This is a genomic window from Streptococcus sp. NCTC 11567 (assembly GCF_902141215.1).
Lineage (GTDB): Bacteria > Bacillota > Bacilli > Lactobacillales > Streptococcaceae > Streptococcus > Streptococcus dysgalactiae.
Map to the genome: position 1 here is coordinate 1,360,841 of NZ_LR595857.1, position 18,237 is coordinate 1,379,077.

The following is an 18,237-nucleotide window of genomic DNA, read 5'->3' on the forward strand; positions in this document are numbered from 1 at the left end:
TGGGTATTGTTTTTTTATGCCTCATTTTCCACTAAAGATATGGGCTGGTGATTTTTTCTGTCCAAGGAGTAGCTGTTGCTTCCAACACCTTGTTCAACTCGTCAATATTTTGGAAACCTTCAGTACGGAGCCAGTTCCTAGCTGCCTCCTCGCCCTCTCTAATATAAACCGGAACAGCTCCTGCCCAGGTAGCACGTCCACAAAGCACCCCACTAAATTTAGCACCTGCTGCTGCCGCAAAACGCAAAGTTTCTTGGAAGAGTTGGGCAGATACACCAGCACTCAAATAAATATAAGGTAAATGGCTAGCGGCTTCTTGATCTCGAAAGGCCTGAGCAGCCTCTTCTTGACTGTAAAGCACTTCACCTTTAGCAAAACCGTCCACATAGGCCATGTTAACCGGCACTTCAACTTTAAGAACGTCAATGCCAAACCGGTCATCAGAGAAAACAGTCATTGCTCCGTTGACCTTATGAGGCTTCACCTTTGCAAAAGCTGCGCTGCTATTGTCTGCAATGGTTTCGTCATAGCTCAGTATTTCAAGGAAGAAAGGAATATCTTCAGCGGTGCACTCAGAACCGATACGTTCAATGTAGGCCTGCTTTTGCAAGTTGATTTGCTCATCACCATCCACATCATAGTAGAGTAGAAATTTGATGGCATCAGCCCCAGCTTCTTTCAGTCGCTTAACAGACCATTCTACCAGACAATCAGGTAGACGACTAGTTGTAGTCGCATCGTAGCCTGTTTTTTCATAGGCTAGGAGCAAGCCAGCATTGTCATCACGAACCTTGATTGCTGGTAAGCCATATTCAGGGTCTAACAAAATGGATGAGGCATAAGGGGTCAACTCCTCTGATACCAAAACTTTCAGGGTTTCCATTTGCTCAACCCTTGGCTCTGCTTCCTGATGAGCTGCCATCATGCGTTTTAAGGCGCCACGTTGGTCAAAAGCCAGAGCTGAAATGATTCCTCGGTGGCTCACTTTTTCTAAATAACTGTATTTTGCCTCTGATAATTGATGCATATCAACCTCCTACTTGCTAGGATAAGGGTGAATCGTTACCCCTTTGACCACACGATTAACTGTACCTGTTGCAGATGGGGTGTCAGGACGATTTCCTACTGTAATAGCTGTCAAGAGAGCTAGCATTTGTGCCACTAAAATCATTGGAAAGGCAAGATAGGCATCCGGCAATAACTGACTAGCTTCCAATAAAAATTGATCTCCTGAAAAATTGGTTGGACCTTTTTGCAAGAGAGCTAGTGTTTTAAGTGCAATGCCATCTGCTCTAACTTCTTCTAATATCTCTAAATCATATTGTCTAACATAAGGGTCACTATTGACAAATCCTATTACCAAGGTGTCCATGTTGATAAAGGACTTTGGCCCATGCCTAAATCCCATCGAAGACTCATAAACTGTTGCAACCTGACCAGCAGTCAATTCTAGCATTTTTAGTTGAGCCTCCTGGGTTAAGTTAGCTAGACTTGCTGAACCCAGATAAACTAGACGTTCAAATCCTAAATCAGCTAGCTCTTGTAGCCGTTCTTCTTGATCAAGAATAGCTTGTCCAGCAAAAACCATATCAGCCACATAAGACTGCTTCTGAGATAAGTCGGTCGCATCATCAAAAATCAAAAGAGCTGCTAGCATCATGCAAGTGAAGCTACCTGTCATTGCAAAACCAGCATCATTGGCAGCTTCTGGCATTAAATAGAGAAGAGAATGATCATCTTGCTGTGCTTTTTTCGCCAGCTCCCCATCTTTGGCACACGTAATGATTAAATGATAACTATTCGGTACCAGTTGATTGATCAGATTAACAGCTGCCACACTTTCTGGACTATTACCACTCCTAGCAAAGGAGACTAATAGTACCGTCTCTTCCTCAGCAAGATAATATTCTGGCGCCGCAACCAGATCCGTTGAAGCAATACTATCAAAGAAATAGCGCTGCCGATTCCCTACCTTATTCAAGTAGGGACAAATAGTATTGCCAACATATTCTGATGTTCCTGCACCTGTAAAAATAACACGAACTCTATTTCCGTTAGCGCTTTCATATACTGCCTTTAAAAAAGAAACTAGGGCTTCTTTTGTTATGTCAAAAGAAGTCATGGTTTCTTGCCACAAAGCTGGTTGTTGCTTGATTTCTTTGGTAGTGATAGCTGCACCAAAAGCTTCCAAAGCTTCCTGCGATTTTGTAAACATGTATTAACCTCCCATTTCTTTAACCGTTGGGGTGATGTTGTACCCTATACCTAAACTGGTCTGCTCTTGCAATACTGAAAGTAAATTCGATCAAAATATTTTTATCGTTATAAGTTTTACGAATAATATGTAAGACAGGATCTCCTTTTTTGATTCCCAAAAGGTCTGCTTCATAGTCCAAGGCAATGCTAGCATAAAACTCTTCTTCTGCTAGGCGAATAGTTTCTTGGTAATCCTCTGCAAATAAATCGTACATTGGCTTACACTTCAAGTCCGCAATGCTTAACCCTTGAAAAAGCTGAGCAGGAATATAGGATCGTTCAAACATCAAGGGCATATCATCTGCAATCCTTAGACGCTCTAATTCAAAAACGTCAGTATCAACATCTATCTCCAAGAGACCAGATAAGTAGGGTGTCACTTGATACTGTTCAAAGGAAAGAATTTCTGTTTTAGGCATTTTTCCCATTTTTTTCATCTGCTCTGTAAAGCTATATGTACTTGATAAATCAGTGGCGGGTTCCTTGATACCAGAAACATAGGTTCCCTTGCCCTGCTTTTTATAAATTAAGCCCCGTAGTTCTAATTCTTTAAGAGCAAGTCTAATCGTGATGCGGCTAACACCGTAAAGGTCGCTTAGTTCTCGTTCTGACAGTAACTTATCGTTCGCTGTCATGCTCTTTCTGATTTTAACTTCTAGGGCATCAACAATCTGTAAATAGAGTGGTTGTTCTTTTGGCATCCTATTCACCTCTAACTTGTTATAACCACCTAAAGTATATTATAATAATAAGACTTAGTCAAGCAAATATTTAGAAATATTAAAAATTTTTGATTAAAAATAAAAGAAAGAAAACAAAAAGCAAACCTAATCTTTCTTAGGTTTGCTTTTTTTAGCATTAATGAGCGTTAATTTCCTGGGCAATTTCACGACCAGATAAGTCTGAACCGTAGTAAGTTGGCCAATGTTCTAACTCTTTATGTAATTTTTCTTGGCTATCACCACCCCAATACAAGTGGAAATGCTCTGCTTTTTCCGGAGCAATGGCATGGTCACTGAATTGAACGTATTTGAATTCGCCAGCATCTGCTTCTTTAGCTTCAAACATGAAACGAACCCCACGATTTCCTTTTGGATAAGTCAATATTTCTTTACCAGTATATTTGTAAGTAAAGGTTTTCTTTTCACCATTTCGCACAAATGTCATGGTGTTTTTCTTACCATTAATGTTGATTTGCTCCACATCAGTTTTGTAACCAGTAGTGTAGTAATCTTTGTATTCAGCTGCTGTCATTTTACCTTTAGATTTTTTAGCCTTGTAATCCCAAACTTGGTCTAAAGTGCCATCTTGAAGGTATGGGTAAACAGACTGCCAGTTACCAGACCAGTCAGATAATTTACGGTCTTTGACATCTTTATCTTTGAAGTAACCATTATACACTGTCTTAGTGGTATCTTCTTCTGGAAGGATTTCTTTACCGGCAACATCAGTCGTCAAGCGTAATGTTTCAAGGTTTTTGCGCATGACTGTAAAGTAATCTTCGCCTGCTTTCATTTCTTTTTCTGTTAAGCCTTCAAGAGGACTAAGAACAGCTGTTTTAACTCCTGCTTCCTTAGCTAACGTTTTAGCTACCTTATTTGAAGCATTTTCCTCAAAATAAATGTATTTGATGCCATATTTTTTAACGTATTTTGACAAAGTAGCAATACGTTTTGCTGATGGTTCTGTATCTGGTGTGACACCATTAATAGAAATTTGGTTCAAGCCATAGTCAAGTGCCATGTAGCCAAAAGCAGCATGTTGAGTGACAAAGCTCTTTTGCTTAGCATCTGAAAGTGCTGCCGTATAGTCTTTGTCAAGCTCTTTTAATTTTTCAATATAAGTAGCGGCATTGGCTTTGAAGTTCTCTGCTTTTTCTGGGTAAGCTTTTGAAAGACTGTCGCGAATATTTTCAACGACCGTAATGCTACGGTATGGTGACAACCACACGTGTGGGTCAAAAGCATGGTTGTGTCCTTCTTCGCTATGTTTATTATGCTCATGCTTTTTGTCAGCATCCTCATGGTGATGGTCATGTCCAGCTCCTGCTACAAGTAGCATGTTACCAGTTCCTTTAACAATGGTTACTTTTTTAGATTTCAATGATTTTTTAACATCAGAAATCCATGTTTCCATGTTGTCGTCCATATAAACGAACGCATCTGCATCTTGAATTTTTTTAATGTCTTTGGTTGACGGTTCAAAATCATGAGGCTCTGTTCCTGCCTTCATCAATAGTGAGACATCGCCATCATTACCAATAACACCTTTTGTAAATTCGTAGACAGGGTAGAAAGTTGTGACAACCTTAACTTTACCCTCTGCTAACACTTGTTTTGCTTGGCTAAGTTGCCAAGCAAAAAACACACCGATTAAACTAATCATTAAAAGAATTTTCTTCTTCATGATTCCTCCTTTGTACTTAACTGGTTAAAAATTGACCAGTTAAGTATAACACACTCTCATCGTTTTTCCAAGTTTTTGATGTTTTTAATCTTATCATTCATGAAGAGAAGTAGAAAAAGGCTGAGCTCTTCTGCTCAACCTTGGATTTGTTTAGTCACTAAGACTGAAACGATTGGTCATTAGATTGCTAGCGTCAAAGAGAATCTTGTTCAACAGCGTCTGCGTTTCTCCTTGCACATAGTCACTCATTTTTTGATTTTCCTCTTCCAAATCGACTGTTTCACCAGCCAATAACTGTGCTTCCACAGCATGTAACATGGCATGACCTTTTGCCATGGTTTCTTCCAAGTAATTGTCCAAATCAGTTTCATGATGATCGTAGTGAGGATCTGCTAGAGCCGCAATCAGACGGTTGGTCCAATAAAAATTATCGGTAGACACATTTTCGTGAGTGTTAGCAAAATAATCTGGAATAGTCTTCACCTGTGTGAAAAAAGGTACCATGGTATTAAATGGCATTGACCCATAAGCCATCCACTGGATAGCCGCAATTTCTTTAGGTTTATGAGGACGAATTTGCAAAATAGCCGTTTGGCTTGTACGATTAATGCCAATAGGACGAAAGACTTTCTTACTAACAGGAGTTCCTTCTGAACCATAAGGATCATAAACCGTATCCTGATAGTGACTGCTCAAAACGTATTTAACATCTTCTACAGTGATTTTACGGTAAGGTTTTTGACACCAAGGAAGTTCAAAACTACGTGGGTCTTGCACAATTTCTGGGTTTAAGAATTTTTGCATGATCCAAGCACGTGGCGTATTATAGTGACGGTCTTTATCACGTTGGCTACCAAAAGCATAGCGCGGATTAAAATGCTCATGGCTATAGGTTAAATCTAAGTGATACATGTCAATAAAGTCCTTTAAATCAACTGAGCAAAGGTAATCTTCAGGATTGTTAAATTCAAAATGATCAATGCCAAATTGATTGGGATTGGTGACATAAGCATCATCTGGCACCCGTCTTGCAATCCAGTGATGACCACCAATCGTTTCCAGCCACCAAATGTCATGTTCATCTGAAAAAGCCACACCATTTGACTCGTAAGTGCCATAGTCTTCTAAAATGGCACCAAGGCGCAAAACCCCTTCACGCGCAGAACGGATATAAGGGAGCACTAAGGTCACCATGTCCTCCTCACCAATACCAGAAGCTACTAGAGGATCTGCCCCTAAAACACGAGAATTGGTAGTGATGGTTTCAGTTGCTGACATGGCCACATTAGCCTCGTTCACGCCTGCTTCTGCCCAGATACCATCTTTACCAAGCGCATCGGGAACAGACGTGTAAGTCATGGGATTGTCCGGTAAGTCCATTTCAAAGGAAGATTGCACCGAACGGTAATGTCTCGGTTGATCTTCTGGTTTCACCACAATCATTTTTTTAGGCGTGAAATCTCCATTTTGAGAATCTTCTGTTCGAGCAACCATGGTTGAGCCATCATAAGATGCCTTTTTACCGACGAGTATAGTTGTACATGCCATTATCAGTCTCCTTTACAAACGTTATTATCCCTTTTATCATATCACAGAACATCAGACACTTCAAAAAAACAATGGAAAACGACTTTTAGACAAAAAAATCGTATGAACAAAGGCTCATACGATAAAAATGTTCTATAAGTCATCTGCAATTTTATTGATTTTACGCAAGCGATGGTTGACCCCGCTCTTGGTGATTGGGAACTCAAGGGCATCAGCAACTTGTTGAATGGAATAGTCTGGATGCTTAACCCGAAGTTGTGCTACCTGTTGTAATTCAATTGGTAAACTTTCTAAACCAATTGTATCCATAATCTTAATAATGTTATTAATGGTTTTCATGCTAGCACTGATGGTCTTTGCTATATTAGCTGTCTCTACATTATTGGCTCGATTAATGTCATTGCGGGCTTCGCGCAACACCTTAATCCCTTCAAACTCTTCTTTACAAGTCATCGCACCGACAATTATCAAGAAATCCATGATATCTTCTGCCTTTTGTAGGTAGGTCACGGCACCACTCTTATGCTCGATGGTTTTAGCATCCAGCATGAATTTTTGCATCAACTGGGCTAAATCCTGCGCGTGATCAAGGTAGACAGAATACATTTCTAGCTGGTACTTGCCTGACTCGGGATCTCTGATACTTCCTGACGCTAAAAAAGCACCTTTGAGATAGGAACGACCAGCATCATCATTCAATAAGATTTGAGGTTCAATGCCTGTTTCCAAACCAAAAAATGAATCAGCCAGCTTTAAGTCAGCTAAAATAGTGTCAACGCCTTGCTCCACATAGACGGTATACACACGATTTTTGCGAAGATTTGTCTTCTGATGATACCTGATTTCTGGCACAATGGCATAATCATCTTCAATTAGCGAGTAAATGTAGCGAGCGATTTTAGCATTTTCAGTTGTAATAGACAAATGAAGCCCTTGATTGACCAAACCCAAACTACCTGATAATTTGATGATAGCTGCCAGCTCATTTTTATCTGCAGTGGATAAATGAATTAATTCTTCTTTAACTTTAGTTGTGAAACTCATGGTTTAGCAATCCTCACTAAGTTCATCAATTCTTCAACCACCAGGTTACCATCATGAAAGGCTCCGCCATTCTCCAATCGTAAAAAATGAGAAGAAATCACCCGTTTAGCAGACTGACATAGCCCAGCAAAATCGTGATCAACCTGAACAAGGTACTCATCAAATTTGTTAGAATTCATATAAGCTTGAGGGACTTTAGCCACATTTACCAATACTGTATCAATAAGATCTGTTCCCAAATGCTGATTTAGAACAGCCACGTGATCAGCATCCGAAAATTGTTCAGTCTCTCCATATTGGGTCATGATGTTGCAAATATAAACGATTTCAGCTTTGGTTTGACGCAGGGCTTCTTTAATTTCTGGAATCACCAAATTAGGTAGAATGGATGTAAAAAGAGAACCTGGCCCCAAAACAATCATATCGCTTTCTAAGATGGTATCAACCACCTTACGACTGGCTTGAGGTTTTTGATCATTATAGGTATTGGTCACATAAACGTGATCAATCATCCCTTGGTATTTGGCAATGGAGCTTTCGCCTGCTACTTCGTGTCCATCTTTAAAAACCGCATGAAGGGTCAAAGCTTGCTCGCTAGAGGGGTAAATTTTACCTGTGATGTGAAAAAATTTGGTTAAAATCTGAACAGCATTGTAGGTTGACCCCTGCATTTCAGAAATACCAGCAATAATCAAATTCCCCAGAGGATGACCAGCTAGAGCACCATCACGCTCGTTAAAACGGTATTGGAAAACCCGCTCATAAAATTTAGGCATGTCACTCATGGCTAACAAGACATTACGCAAATCACCTGGAGGGGTTAATTGCATAGCATTACGAAGTTCTCCTGAGGAGCCTCCGTCGTCAGCAACGGTCACAACAGCAGTAATATCAACAGCTTCTTTCCGAAGACTTTTTAAGATAACGGGAATCCCAGTCCCCCCACCTATCACAGTAATTTTAGGATTTTTCATGAACGATTTACCGTTTCCTTACGACGATTTTGATCACGATGGCTTTCATTAACTGACCAGTCTTTAGCTAAACTTTCAGCTAAGCGATGCGCAAAAGCAACACTTCGATGCTGGCCACCAGTACAGCCAATAGCCACCGTCAAGACCGATTTCCCTTCCTTTTGATAAGCCGGCAAAATGGGTGCAATAAGGTTTAACAAATGCTTGTAAAACTCTTCTGATTCGGGGTGAGCCATGACATAGTCATAAACCTCTTGATCTAGACCTGTTTTTTCTCGCAAACTCACTTGGTAATAGGGATTGGGTAAAAAGCGAACATCAAAGACCAAGTCTGCATCTAAAGGTAAACCATATTTAAACCCAAAGCTCATGACTTCAATCCGGAAAGCAGCTTGATTAGAATCTCCTGCGAACTGATCTGAAATAACTTTACGCAGCTGTCTAGGCGTTAATTCTGTAGTGTTGACCACATTTTGGCTCATACTTTTCAAAGGAGATAAAAGTTCTCTTTCCAAACGGATGCCATCAAGCACACGGCCATCGGACGCGAGCGGGTGGCTTCGTCTGGTTTCTTTATAGCGAGAAACCAATTCCCCATCTGTCGCATCTAAAAACAGAATACGACAGTCAATATGCTCATTCGTTTCTATACTATCTAAGACAGAGGTGATTTCTTTAAAAAAGAGACGACTTCTCATATCCACAACCAGTGCTACCCTGCGATCTTCATTGGTTTGTTCGATTAACTCTAAAAATTTCGGAACTAGGGCTGGTGGCATGTTGTCAATGGTAAAATAACCAAGGTCTTCAAATGACTGAATGGCAACGGTTTTCCCTGCACCGCTCATTCCTGTCACAATGACCAAATTAATGTGTGTATCTGGCATCTGCATCTTCCCTTTCTTTATTGGCACGATTATCTTTTATTATACCACATAAGGTGACCTCCCAAAACGTTTAAAACGATAAGGAGTATTCTACCTTGTTTGATAGAAAAAATTTTGTTGGTAGACACATGGCTAAGGATTCTCTTCTGAAGAGGTAACGTCTTCACGAGATTGCCGAGCTAATTGTTTAGTAATTGAAATAAGAATATCTGTTTGTAGCTTTTGAATCTGCATCAAATCAGACTGATCTTGTAATACCAAGTGATCAAGCTTGGTGTGCAACAAGCGAATGCCTTCTTCAGATGCTTTGTTGACGTCATAGTCATTTTTAGCTTGTAAACGGTCATATTCAGAAGCCCGATTCTGACTCATCATAATAAGCGGAGCTTGAATGGCCGCAAGGGTGGATAAAGCAAGATTCAGTAAAATAAAAGGGTAATGATCAAACGCCCAACCAAAGGGACTAATCTCATTAAAGAGCATCCACACAGCCATAAAAATAACAAAGGAGATAATAAATGTCCACGTTCCTCCAAAATGAGCCACCTGATCAGCTAGCCGTTGTCCAAACGTAATTTGGCTGTCTAAGGCCTCTTGGACATTTAAAATATGATCTTTTTGTTTTTTAGAAACATCATAAACCATGTCTCGAATGCTATCGTTTTTTAATTTAGCGCTTGTCATCATGCCATTAAGGTAACGCAAGCGGTAATCAGCTAAATGCTCTTGGCTAATAAAATCAGAAGGTCCCAGTTTGGGGTAGTCAGCTATGATGAGTTCTTGCAAAGGCTGGTCTAATTCAAAGAGAAAGACACCTTCTGAAATAAGATAGTTTTTGGCATCAATAGCATCTTTTACCCATTTTTTATTTGTCATATGCTTCCTCTTTTCTCCTTTCTAAAAGAAATCAGCACCTCTTTTAGAAAGCAGGGCAACCTAGTAATCACAAGCTTTATTTATCTCTGAAATCAATTCTAATGATTGCTCTTGTAACTTTGCCCTTGGAGATTATGTTCCTTCTAACTTAAAGATTTCTTAACGCCACTTTAGAATAGGAAATACTTTCATGATCACTACTTGTAGGTGTATCAATTGTGACGTGTTTTATTTTTTCAAGCCTTTTTAGCAACCAAAAAGCCCATGGGGTCATGGGCTTTTACGACAATTAAGGTTTAATGCGGTGTAACATACGTGGGAATGGAATAGCTTCACGGATATGCTTGGTACCAGCTACAAAGGTAACCATACGTTCCAAGCCAAGTCCAAAACCACAGTGAGGAACCGAACCATATTTACGAAGGTCAAGATAGAAAGCATAGTCATCTGGGTTCAGACCTTCTTCTTCGATTTTAGCTAATAGTTTGTTGTAATCTGTCTCACGTTCTGAGCCGCCGATGATTTCACCGTAGCCTTCTGGAGCCAATAAGTCAGCACAAAGCACGCGCTCCTCATTGCCAGGAACAGGCTTCATGTAGAAAGCTTTAAAGCTAGCTGGATAGTTAACGACAAAGGTCGGTACACCAAAGTAGTTTGAAATCCAAGTTTCATGGGGTGAACCAAAGTCATCACCATGTTGGATAGCTTCGTAATCAGCGTCCTCATCAGAAGCATGCTCTTGTAACAGGCTGATGGCATCATCATAGGCTACACGTTTGAAAGGCTCAGCAATGTATTTTTTCAAGAGATCTGTGTCACGCTCTAAGGTTTCCAAGGCTTGTGGTGCACGATCAAGAACTCCTTGAATCATCGCTTTGACATAAGCTTCTTGTAGATCCAGTGATTCCTCATGTGACAAGAATGGGTACTCAGCATCCATCATCCAAAATTCAGTCAAGTGGCGGCGTGTTTTGGATTTTTCAGCACGGAAAACAGGACCAAAGTCAAAGACACGACCAAGTGCCATCATTCCCGCTTCAAGGTATAATTGACCAGATTGGCTAAGGAAAGCTGGATTTCCAAAATAATCCGTTTCAAAGAGTTCTGTGGTATTTTCTGCAGCATTTCCTGATAGAATTGGGCTATCAAATTTAATAAAGCCATTTTGGTCAAAGAATTCGTATGACGCGTAGATAATAGCATTACGAATTTGCATAATAGCAGCCTGACGACGGGAACGTAACCACAAGTGACGATTGTCCATCAAAAAGTCTGTTCCGTGTTCTTTTGGTGTGATTGGATAGTCTTGTGACTCACCGATGACCTCAATATCTGTCACATCAAGCTCGTAACCAAATTTTGAACGCTCATCTTCTTTGACAATCCCTTTAACAAAAACAGAGGTTTCTTGACTTAAACGTTTGATAGTATCAAATTTATCAGCTCCTTCTTCCTCGCCAAAACGCTCAATAAAGTTTGGTTTAAAGGCAACAGCCTGGAAAAAAGCAGAGCCATCGCGTAATTGAAGAAAGGCAATTTTTCCTTTACCTGATTTATTGGCAACCCAAGCGCCAATGGTTACTTCTTGTCCTACATAATCTTTTACATCACTAATGGAAGCGTATTTTTTAGTCATTCTATCATCTCTCTTTTCTATAAATTGCTTGTACCATTTAATTCATTACTGTGCGGCGTTCCATAAAGACCGTCAACCGTCTCACAGCTTCTTTTAAAGTCTCTAAATCAGTAGCATAGCTCAACCGAATATTCTCAGGTGCTCCAAATCCTTCACCACTGACGACAGCCAGACCAACCTCTTCTAAGATAGCATCTGTAAAGGCTGTTACATTTGTAAAACCTGTCATTGTCATAGCTTTCTTGACATTTGGGAAGAAGTAAAAGGCTCCTTGAGGTTTCATCACCTCAAATCCTGGCACCTGATTTAAAAGTGGGTAAATAGTATTTAGACGTTCTTCAAAGGCCAACCGCATGCCTTCCAACGACGACTGATCACCTGCGAAGGCTTCAATAGCCGCATATTGTGAAACCGTTGTTAAATTGGATGTTGTCTGTCCAATAATCTTGCTCATAGCGGCAATAATCTCAGGATCCCCAACAGCAAAACCAACTCGCCATCCTGTCATGGCATAACTTTTAGCCACCCCATTAACTGTAATGGTTTGACGACGAATTGCCTCTGAAAGCGTTGAAATAGGAACAAACTGATTGCCATTATAAACTAAGGAACCATAAATATCATCAGCTAAAATGATAATATCATGTGCCACTGCCCACTCACCAATAGCTCTTAATTCATCAGCTCCATAAATCATCCCAGTCGGATTTGACGGCGAATTAATCAAAACCACTTTGGTTCGATTAGTTCTGGCTGCTTCTAGCTGATCAACCGTAACCTTGAACTGATTTTCTTCTAATCCTTGGATAAATATTGGCTGTCCTTCTGCCATTTTCACTTGATCTGAATAGGACACCCAGTAAGGCGTTGGAATTAAAACTTGGTCTCCAGGATTTAAAACAGCCATAAAGAAAGCGTAAAGGATAAACTTAGCACCTGTCCCTGCCACAATTTCATTGGCAGCTAAAGGATAGCCATATTGATTCTCCATGTAAGTAGCGATGGCAGCCTTTAATTCTGGGAGTCCTGAAGCAACGGTGTAAAAGCTAGCTTTTCCATTTCGAATGGATTCAATAGCCTTATCTTGGATATTTTTTGGTGTGATAAAGTCAGGCTCGCCTAAAGTTAAACTTAAAATATCGCGTCCCTGAGCTTTTAAAGCCTTGGCTCTAGCACCAGCTGCCAGAGTCACACTTTCTTCCATGTCCAACACACGCCTCGATAGTTTGGTCATCACATCTCCTTTTTCATCAGTCTTCCTGTCTTAACGCCAATCACCACTTTACTCGTCTGTGTTTGGTAGCTATTGCTACTGTAACTCTAAGCCAGCTTTTTCTCTTACCTCATTAGAAGGGCTTTTCGACATTAACTAACCATTTGAAAAAAAGCCATTGAGAAAGGCTCAACACAGGTCATTAAAAGAGACTAACAAAGGTCGCAAACCAAGGTTTCTAGACCGTTGGTGCGTCACCCTTATCCACGTTAAGGGTCTCTTTCACTATATGATCCTTTCTATTATAGCAGAAAACGAGCCATTTCTACTAGACTATCTGGGAAATTTTGTTGAGAAATCACGAATTTTTGACCTAAACTATCCCAAATGGCATGACCATAGGACTTGGTAAGTAGGCGGCGATCTAATATTAACACAACTGACTTTTGATCTTGTCGACGCATCGTGCGACCAATAGCTTGTTTTAAGCGTAAAATAGCCATCGGAAGAAAATAGTCTTTGAAAGGATTCTTTCCTTTTCCTAATAGATAATGACCCATTTTTTTCACAAAAAGATCTTCCGGATGATCAAATGGTAAACGAGTGATTACAGTTATCATCCGATCAGCCATGACAAAATCCACTCCCTCCCAAAAAGAGCCTAACCCCAGTAAAATCGACTGTTCTCCTCTATCAAAACGCTTTTTAATATTATAAGCTGTTCCATTCTTCTCCTGCGCTAAGTGAGGCACCTGCCATTGGTCTAAACAATCCGAAACCATCAGCAAGTGTTTTTTAGCGTTAAAAAGCACCAAAATAGGATAACCCTCTTGCTTCAAGGTTTCAATTCGTTTCGCAATGGCTTCCACATAGGTTTGGTCACTGACCTCTGTCACAATAGGCATGTCTTGATCAACAAGCACCAATTGGTCTTCCTTTTTATCCGTTGCAATAACATGATAGAGATACTCTTCAAAACCTAATAAGTCAGCTAAGGTAACTTCTGGGCTAATGGTTAAGGTGGCAGAGACAAAATAGGTTTTCACCGTTTCTGGTAAGAATTGTCGGAAATGGATAAATTCTTTACTAGCACTGTTCAGATAAGTCACGCGCTTATCCTCTTGCTTGTCACTGCTTAACCAGTAGTCATCAGTAGCAACGGCAAAAAAAGCCTGCAAATCCTGATAATCAGCTCTGGGCAATTCTTTTGCATAGCCAGCAATACGGGACCAATCAGGCGTTTTTTGTTCCCCTTGATTCTGATAAAAATCACTTGATAGCTGTCCTAACTCAAACACAAGGCTTTCTAACAGGCGTTTTTCTAAAAGAGGTAAGGGAGTGCCTAACTTGACCTGTAATGATTGTAACAGATGACTAAGGTTCAACTGGTGACGAGATAGTTGATCCAACTGCAACATTAATTTTTGAGCCTCATCAAATACCAAAACCTTGTTTTTAGCAAAGTCTTTATCATCTTGAACCCGATGTAAAAAGTAAGCATGATTGGTAATAACTACTCGAGCTGTTTGGGCTTTAACATAACTGTTTTGCCAAAAATCATAGTCGTAAAAATCAGAAGATTGACTTAGGGTTCCATCATGTTTAAGCTGGTCAAAATAGGCAGCAAAGCGTTGCTTTTGCTTAATCTCATCAAGGTCCCCTGTTTTTGTTTCCAATAGCCAAATCAGTAACTGCATTTTATACCGATTCACCAAGCGGTTTTGGTCCTCTTGTTCCAAACTCTCTGCAAAGGCCTCTAATTTAAGGTAATTCGCAGGGCCTTTTAAACTATGGCAAGTGATGTGAAACCGTTCTTGAATAGCTGCTATTTCATTAGCCATTAATTGATCCTGTAATATCTTGGTCGGGACACTAACAATAATTTGGCTCTGGTCTTCTTGGGCTAAAAGAGGCAACAAATAGCCATAGGTTTTTCCAATACCGGTCTGGGCTTCGATAAAACTCGCCTGCCTTTGATGATAATCGGCTTCAATCAGTTGAGCAAAGCTAGCTTGTTTAGAGCGCTCTTCTAATCCCAAAAGAGCCATATTGATAGCAAACTGCTTCGATAATTGATATGGAGATGATTGCCTTTTTAGGTGCTTAGGCAATAGCATCTTACCAAGATGAACATACGTTCTCGGATCATAGGGCTTGGCTTGATTAAACCCCTGTTCAATGACCATCGCCGTTTCAAACAAAAGACTATCAGCATAAGGCAGCAGACTCTCCAAGCATTCTTTTGGGAGGCTTTCAATTTTCTGCAAAAGCTTAATAAATAAGGTTGCCGTGGCTCTAGCATCTGCAATAGCTGTATGCGCTTCTTCCAGTTCCAGACCCAATTCAGCTGACAAATGGCCAAGGGTATACTTTTCAAGACTAGGGTAAAAAATCTGAGCCAATTCGACAGTGTCTACCCGAGGTGTCAATAGCTCATAGCCTTCAAAAAAAAGAGCTTCCGCTAATAAATTAGCATCGAACTTAACATTATGGGCCACAAAAACACAATCACTAATTAACTCATAAATGGTTTTAGCAACCTGTGAAAACTCGGGAGCTTGAGCTAACTGGGCATCTGTAATTCCTGTCAAAGCCTTAATATGATCGGATAAGGGCTCATGGGGATTAATATCTGTCTGGTAAGTTTCGACAACTTCTTTTCCCTCAATAATGACAATCCCCACCTGGATAATAGCTGCGGTTGCTCCTACGTTAGTTGCTTCCAAATCAACAACCGCATATTTTCTCGTCATTTCATTACTCATAGTACTCCTATTATACCATGTTTTCAAAAGAGCGTTCGGCTGAACGAGGCATTTCGCCGTCCATTAATTCCTTTTAACAGCGAATCACATCTAGGCGTGGTATAATATCACAAAGGGTATCTTTTAAATGGTACGCCTTTGCTCATTTTTCTGATAGAATATGGCAAATGAAACTGTTTGACTTAACCTAATAACCAAAGACACATTAGAAAGGACATCACGTTTAAAATGACTCAGCATATGACACCTATTACAATAACGAATCCCGTTGCAGAGGAAAATACTTACCTACTGGTAACTGACCAAGGCATTTTGGTGGTCGATCCTGGTAGCAATGGTAAGGCTATTATTGACCGTATCAAAGAATTAAATAAACCACTTGCGGCTATTTTGCTGACGCATACCCATTATGATCATATCATGAGTTTGGAGGCGGTTAGGGAAGCATTTGGCCAGCCACCTGTCTATGTAGCTAACGAAGAAGCCACTTGGCTTTACACTCCTGAGATGAACCTTTCTGGGCTGATTCGTCACGCAGATCTTCCTGATATTATCTGCCAACCTGCTGAAGAGATTTTTCAATACCACACCGCTTATGACATCGCAGGTTGTCAATTCATTGTGGTTCCAACACCTGGACACTCAGCTGGAGGTGTTTCTTTTATCTTTCCTGAGGAAGCATTCGTCATTAGTGGTGATGCCTTATTCCGAGAAAGCATTGGTAGAACAGACCTGCCAACGGGGAACTTTGAGCAGTTGATTGATAGCATTAACACTCAATTGTTCAGCCTTCCTAATCATTATCAGGTCTACCCTGGACATGGCCCTTCAACCACTATTAGCCATGAAAAAAATGCCAACCCCTTCTTCCACTAATGCGAAAGAGAAGTAGCTTTCGTTAGACATCTATTTTAGCAATCAGCCGTCGTTTTACGACGCTGATTTTTTCGTTAGCCATATCAAAAAAGAACTTCTGATCACTTCAGAAGTTCTGATGGTTTAGAATTTCAAATAACGTCTCATGGAAAGAACTGAACCAAGCGAACCGATGATAACACCGATGACAAACAAAGCCCCAATCAAACCATAAACATAAGGATTGATAGGATACAGTGATAGATTGTTCACTTGTAATTCTGGCATGAAGTGCTTATAGGCAAAGTCATAACCATAATAAATAAGTAAGGCTGGCAAAATAGCTCCTAATAAGCCGACCCAAGCCCCTTCAAAGAAGAATGGACCACGGATATAAGAATTCTTAGCCCCTACTAAACGCATGATTTCAATGTCACGTTGACGAGACATGATGGTCATCCGAACAGTGTTAGAAATAAGGAAGATGGCTACAAATAAGAGCAAGGCAGTCCCAATCAGTCCCCAAGTTTGAATCATTTTGGAGAACTTAAAGAGTTTGTCAGAGTTGATGCCTCCGTAATCAGCATCCTCTACCCCTTCAATAGCCTTGATTCGTTTGGTCACCCCTTTTACCTGCTTGGCTGTCTTGGTTTCAACAATGTAGATATCTTGCAGAGGATTAGTGTCCTCATCATACATGTCCCAAACATCACCTAACGTATCTTGTAATTTTTTCAATTGCTCATCTTTACTTGAAAAGGTGATTTTTTGAACCCCTTTCAGTTGAGCAATTTGGTCATAGACCTTATGGTAATTCTCATTATCAACCTGTTCACCGGCGGTATTTTGTACCACTTTAGCAGCATCGGTTGAATCAACTTGAAGGTAAGTATTAATTTGGATATTGTTTTCAACACCCGAAGCAACCCGCTGAATATTTAGTAGGGTGGCTGCGAAAACTCCAACCAATGTCAAGGTGACAGTGACCATACTGACAGAAGCAAAGGTCATCCAAAAGTTACGTTTAAGGTTTTTAATGGATTCCCAAATATGACGGAAAAAGTATCTAATCATCGTAACCGTAATCTCCTTCCATTTCATCACGGACCACACGACCATCTTCAATGGCAATCACACGGTGGCGTAAGGTGTTTACAATGTGACTATTGTGAGTGGCCATCAAGATTGTTGTCCCTTGAAGGTTAATACGTTCAAGCAACTGCATGATTTCCCAAGAAATTTCAGGGTCTAAGTTACCAGTCGGCTCATCAGCAATCAACAGCTTGGGATTATTAACAATGGCGCGTGCAATTGCGACACGCTGCTGCTCCCCACCAGATAACTGATTAGGGAAAGATCTCATCTTGTGTTTCAAACCAACTAAATCGAGAACTTCTGGGACGCGTTTTTTAATATGGCGGCGCTTTTCTCCAATAACTTCCATGGCATAAGCAACGTTTTCAAACACCGTTTTCTTTGGAAGTAACTTGTAGTCTTGGAAAACTACCCCTATATGACGGCGTAGGATAGGAACGTCTCGAGATTTAAGCTTGGTCAAATCAAACTCACCGACGTACAGCTTACCTGAACTTAATTTTTCTTCCCGGTAAAGGAGCTTGATAAAGGTTGATTTCCCTGCTCCTGACGGACCAACCAGGTAAACAAATTCACCTTGGTTAACAGAAACATTAATGTCTCTAAGGGCGGTCGTTGAGCGGCGGTATTTCTTTGAAACACCTTTCATTTCAATTAATGCCATCTTATTCTTCTTTCTTTA

Annotated in this window: 15 protein-coding genes; 1 reads left to right on the forward strand and 14 read right to left on the reverse strand. The window is 40.4% G+C overall.

Annotation, left to right across the window (positions count from 1 at the left end; all coding sequences use genetic code 11):
• Positions 1-31: 31 nt before the first annotated feature.
• The 12 genes from lacD to FQT67_RS06930 all read right to left on the reverse strand — a co-directional run bounded on the left by lacD (position 32) and on the right by FQT67_RS06930 (position 15,605).
• The gene (lacD, locus tag FQT67_RS06875; RefSeq protein ID WP_015016845.1) at positions 32-1,027 is read right to left on the reverse strand and encodes a tagatose-bisphosphate aldolase; all 996 of its coding nucleotides are present in this window, start codon (positions 1,025-1,027) and stop codon (positions 32-34) included.
• Positions 1,028-1,036: 9 nt separating this feature from the next.
• The gene (locus FQT67_RS06880; protein ID WP_046177297.1) at positions 1,037-2,215 is read right to left on the reverse strand and encodes an SIS domain-containing protein; all 1,179 of its coding nucleotides are present in this window, start codon (positions 2,213-2,215) and stop codon (positions 1,037-1,039) included.
• 19 nt (positions 2,216-2,234) lie between these two features.
• Positions 2,235-2,957 carry a GntR family transcriptional regulator gene (locus tag FQT67_RS06885; protein WP_003055878.1) on the reverse strand — a complete coding sequence of 241 codons (723 nt, stop codon included), beginning with the start codon at positions 2,955-2,957 and terminating at the stop codon, positions 2,235-2,237.
• Between the two features lie 157 nt (positions 2,958-3,114).
• Positions 3,115-4,662 carry a zinc ABC transporter substrate-binding protein AdcA gene (locus FQT67_RS06890; protein WP_046177296.1) on the reverse strand — a complete coding sequence of 516 codons (1,548 nt, stop codon included), beginning with the start codon at positions 4,660-4,662 and terminating at the stop codon, positions 3,115-3,117.
• Positions 4,663-4,812: 150 nt separating this feature from the next.
• Positions 4,813-6,210 (reverse strand): C69 family dipeptidase, encoded by a 1,398-nt coding sequence (locus FQT67_RS06895; RefSeq protein WP_046177295.1) that lies wholly within the window; start codon positions 6,208-6,210, stop codon positions 4,813-4,815.
• A 132-nt stretch (positions 6,211-6,342) separates the two neighbouring features.
• Positions 6,343-7,254, reverse strand: coding sequence for a DNA-binding protein WhiA (whiA, locus tag FQT67_RS06900; protein WP_022554427.1), 912 nt, complete (start codon positions 7,252-7,254; stop codon positions 6,343-6,345).
• Positions 7,251-8,228: a YvcK family protein gene (locus FQT67_RS06905; RefSeq protein WP_003050082.1), complete on the reverse strand. Its 978-nt coding sequence runs from the start codon at positions 8,226-8,228 to the stop codon at positions 7,251-7,253. Before FQT67_RS06905 ends, whiA begins: the two co-directional genes overlap by 4 nt.
• Complete coding sequence (gene rapZ / locus FQT67_RS06910) at positions 8,225-9,115, reverse strand: RNase adapter RapZ (RefSeq protein WP_046177308.1); 891 nt, start codon at positions 9,113-9,115, stop codon at positions 8,225-8,227. The genes FQT67_RS06905 and rapZ overlap by 4 nt, the downstream gene beginning before the upstream one ends.
• A gap of 132 nt (positions 9,116-9,247) precedes the next feature.
• Positions 9,248-9,991, reverse strand: coding sequence for a DUF1003 domain-containing protein (locus FQT67_RS06915; protein WP_015057456.1), 744 nt, complete (start codon positions 9,989-9,991; stop codon positions 9,248-9,250).
• Between the two features lie 289 nt (positions 9,992-10,280).
• Positions 10,281-11,627, reverse strand: a complete 1,347-nt coding sequence (gene asnS / locus FQT67_RS06920) for an asparagine--tRNA ligase (RefSeq protein ID WP_003059492.1) — start codon at positions 11,625-11,627, stop codon at positions 10,281-10,283.
• Positions 11,628-11,664: 37 nt separating this feature from the next.
• A complete protein-coding gene (locus FQT67_RS06925) occupies positions 11,665-12,861 on the reverse strand; it encodes a pyridoxal phosphate-dependent aminotransferase (protein WP_046177294.1) in 1,197 nt (398 codons plus the stop codon).
• Between the two features lie 281 nt (positions 12,862-13,142).
• The gene (locus tag FQT67_RS06930) at positions 13,143-15,605 is read right to left on the reverse strand and encodes a bifunctional DnaQ family exonuclease/ATP-dependent helicase (protein WP_143936390.1); all 2,463 of its coding nucleotides are present in this window, start codon (positions 15,603-15,605) and stop codon (positions 13,143-13,145) included.
• A 240-nt stretch (positions 15,606-15,845) separates the two neighbouring features.
• On the opposite strand from FQT67_RS06930, the gene FQT67_RS06935 reads away from it, so the two are divergent.
• Entirely contained in the window at positions 15,846-16,481 is a 636-nt protein-coding gene (locus FQT67_RS06935) for an MBL fold metallo-hydrolase (protein ID WP_046177307.1), read from the forward strand.
• Positions 16,482-16,604: 123 nt separating this feature from the next.
• Here the strand turns inward: FQT67_RS06935 and ftsX are convergent, their stop codons facing one another.
• Positions 16,605-17,534 (reverse strand): permease-like cell division protein FtsX, encoded by a 930-nt coding sequence (gene ftsX, locus FQT67_RS06940; protein WP_003059499.1) that lies wholly within the window; start codon positions 17,532-17,534, stop codon positions 16,605-16,607.
• Positions 17,527-18,219, reverse strand: a complete 693-nt coding sequence (ftsE, locus tag FQT67_RS06945; RefSeq protein WP_003050069.1) for a cell division ATP-binding protein FtsE — start codon at positions 18,217-18,219, stop codon at positions 17,527-17,529. Before ftsE ends, ftsX begins: the two co-directional genes overlap by 8 nt.
• Positions 18,220-18,237: the final 18 nt, after the last annotated feature.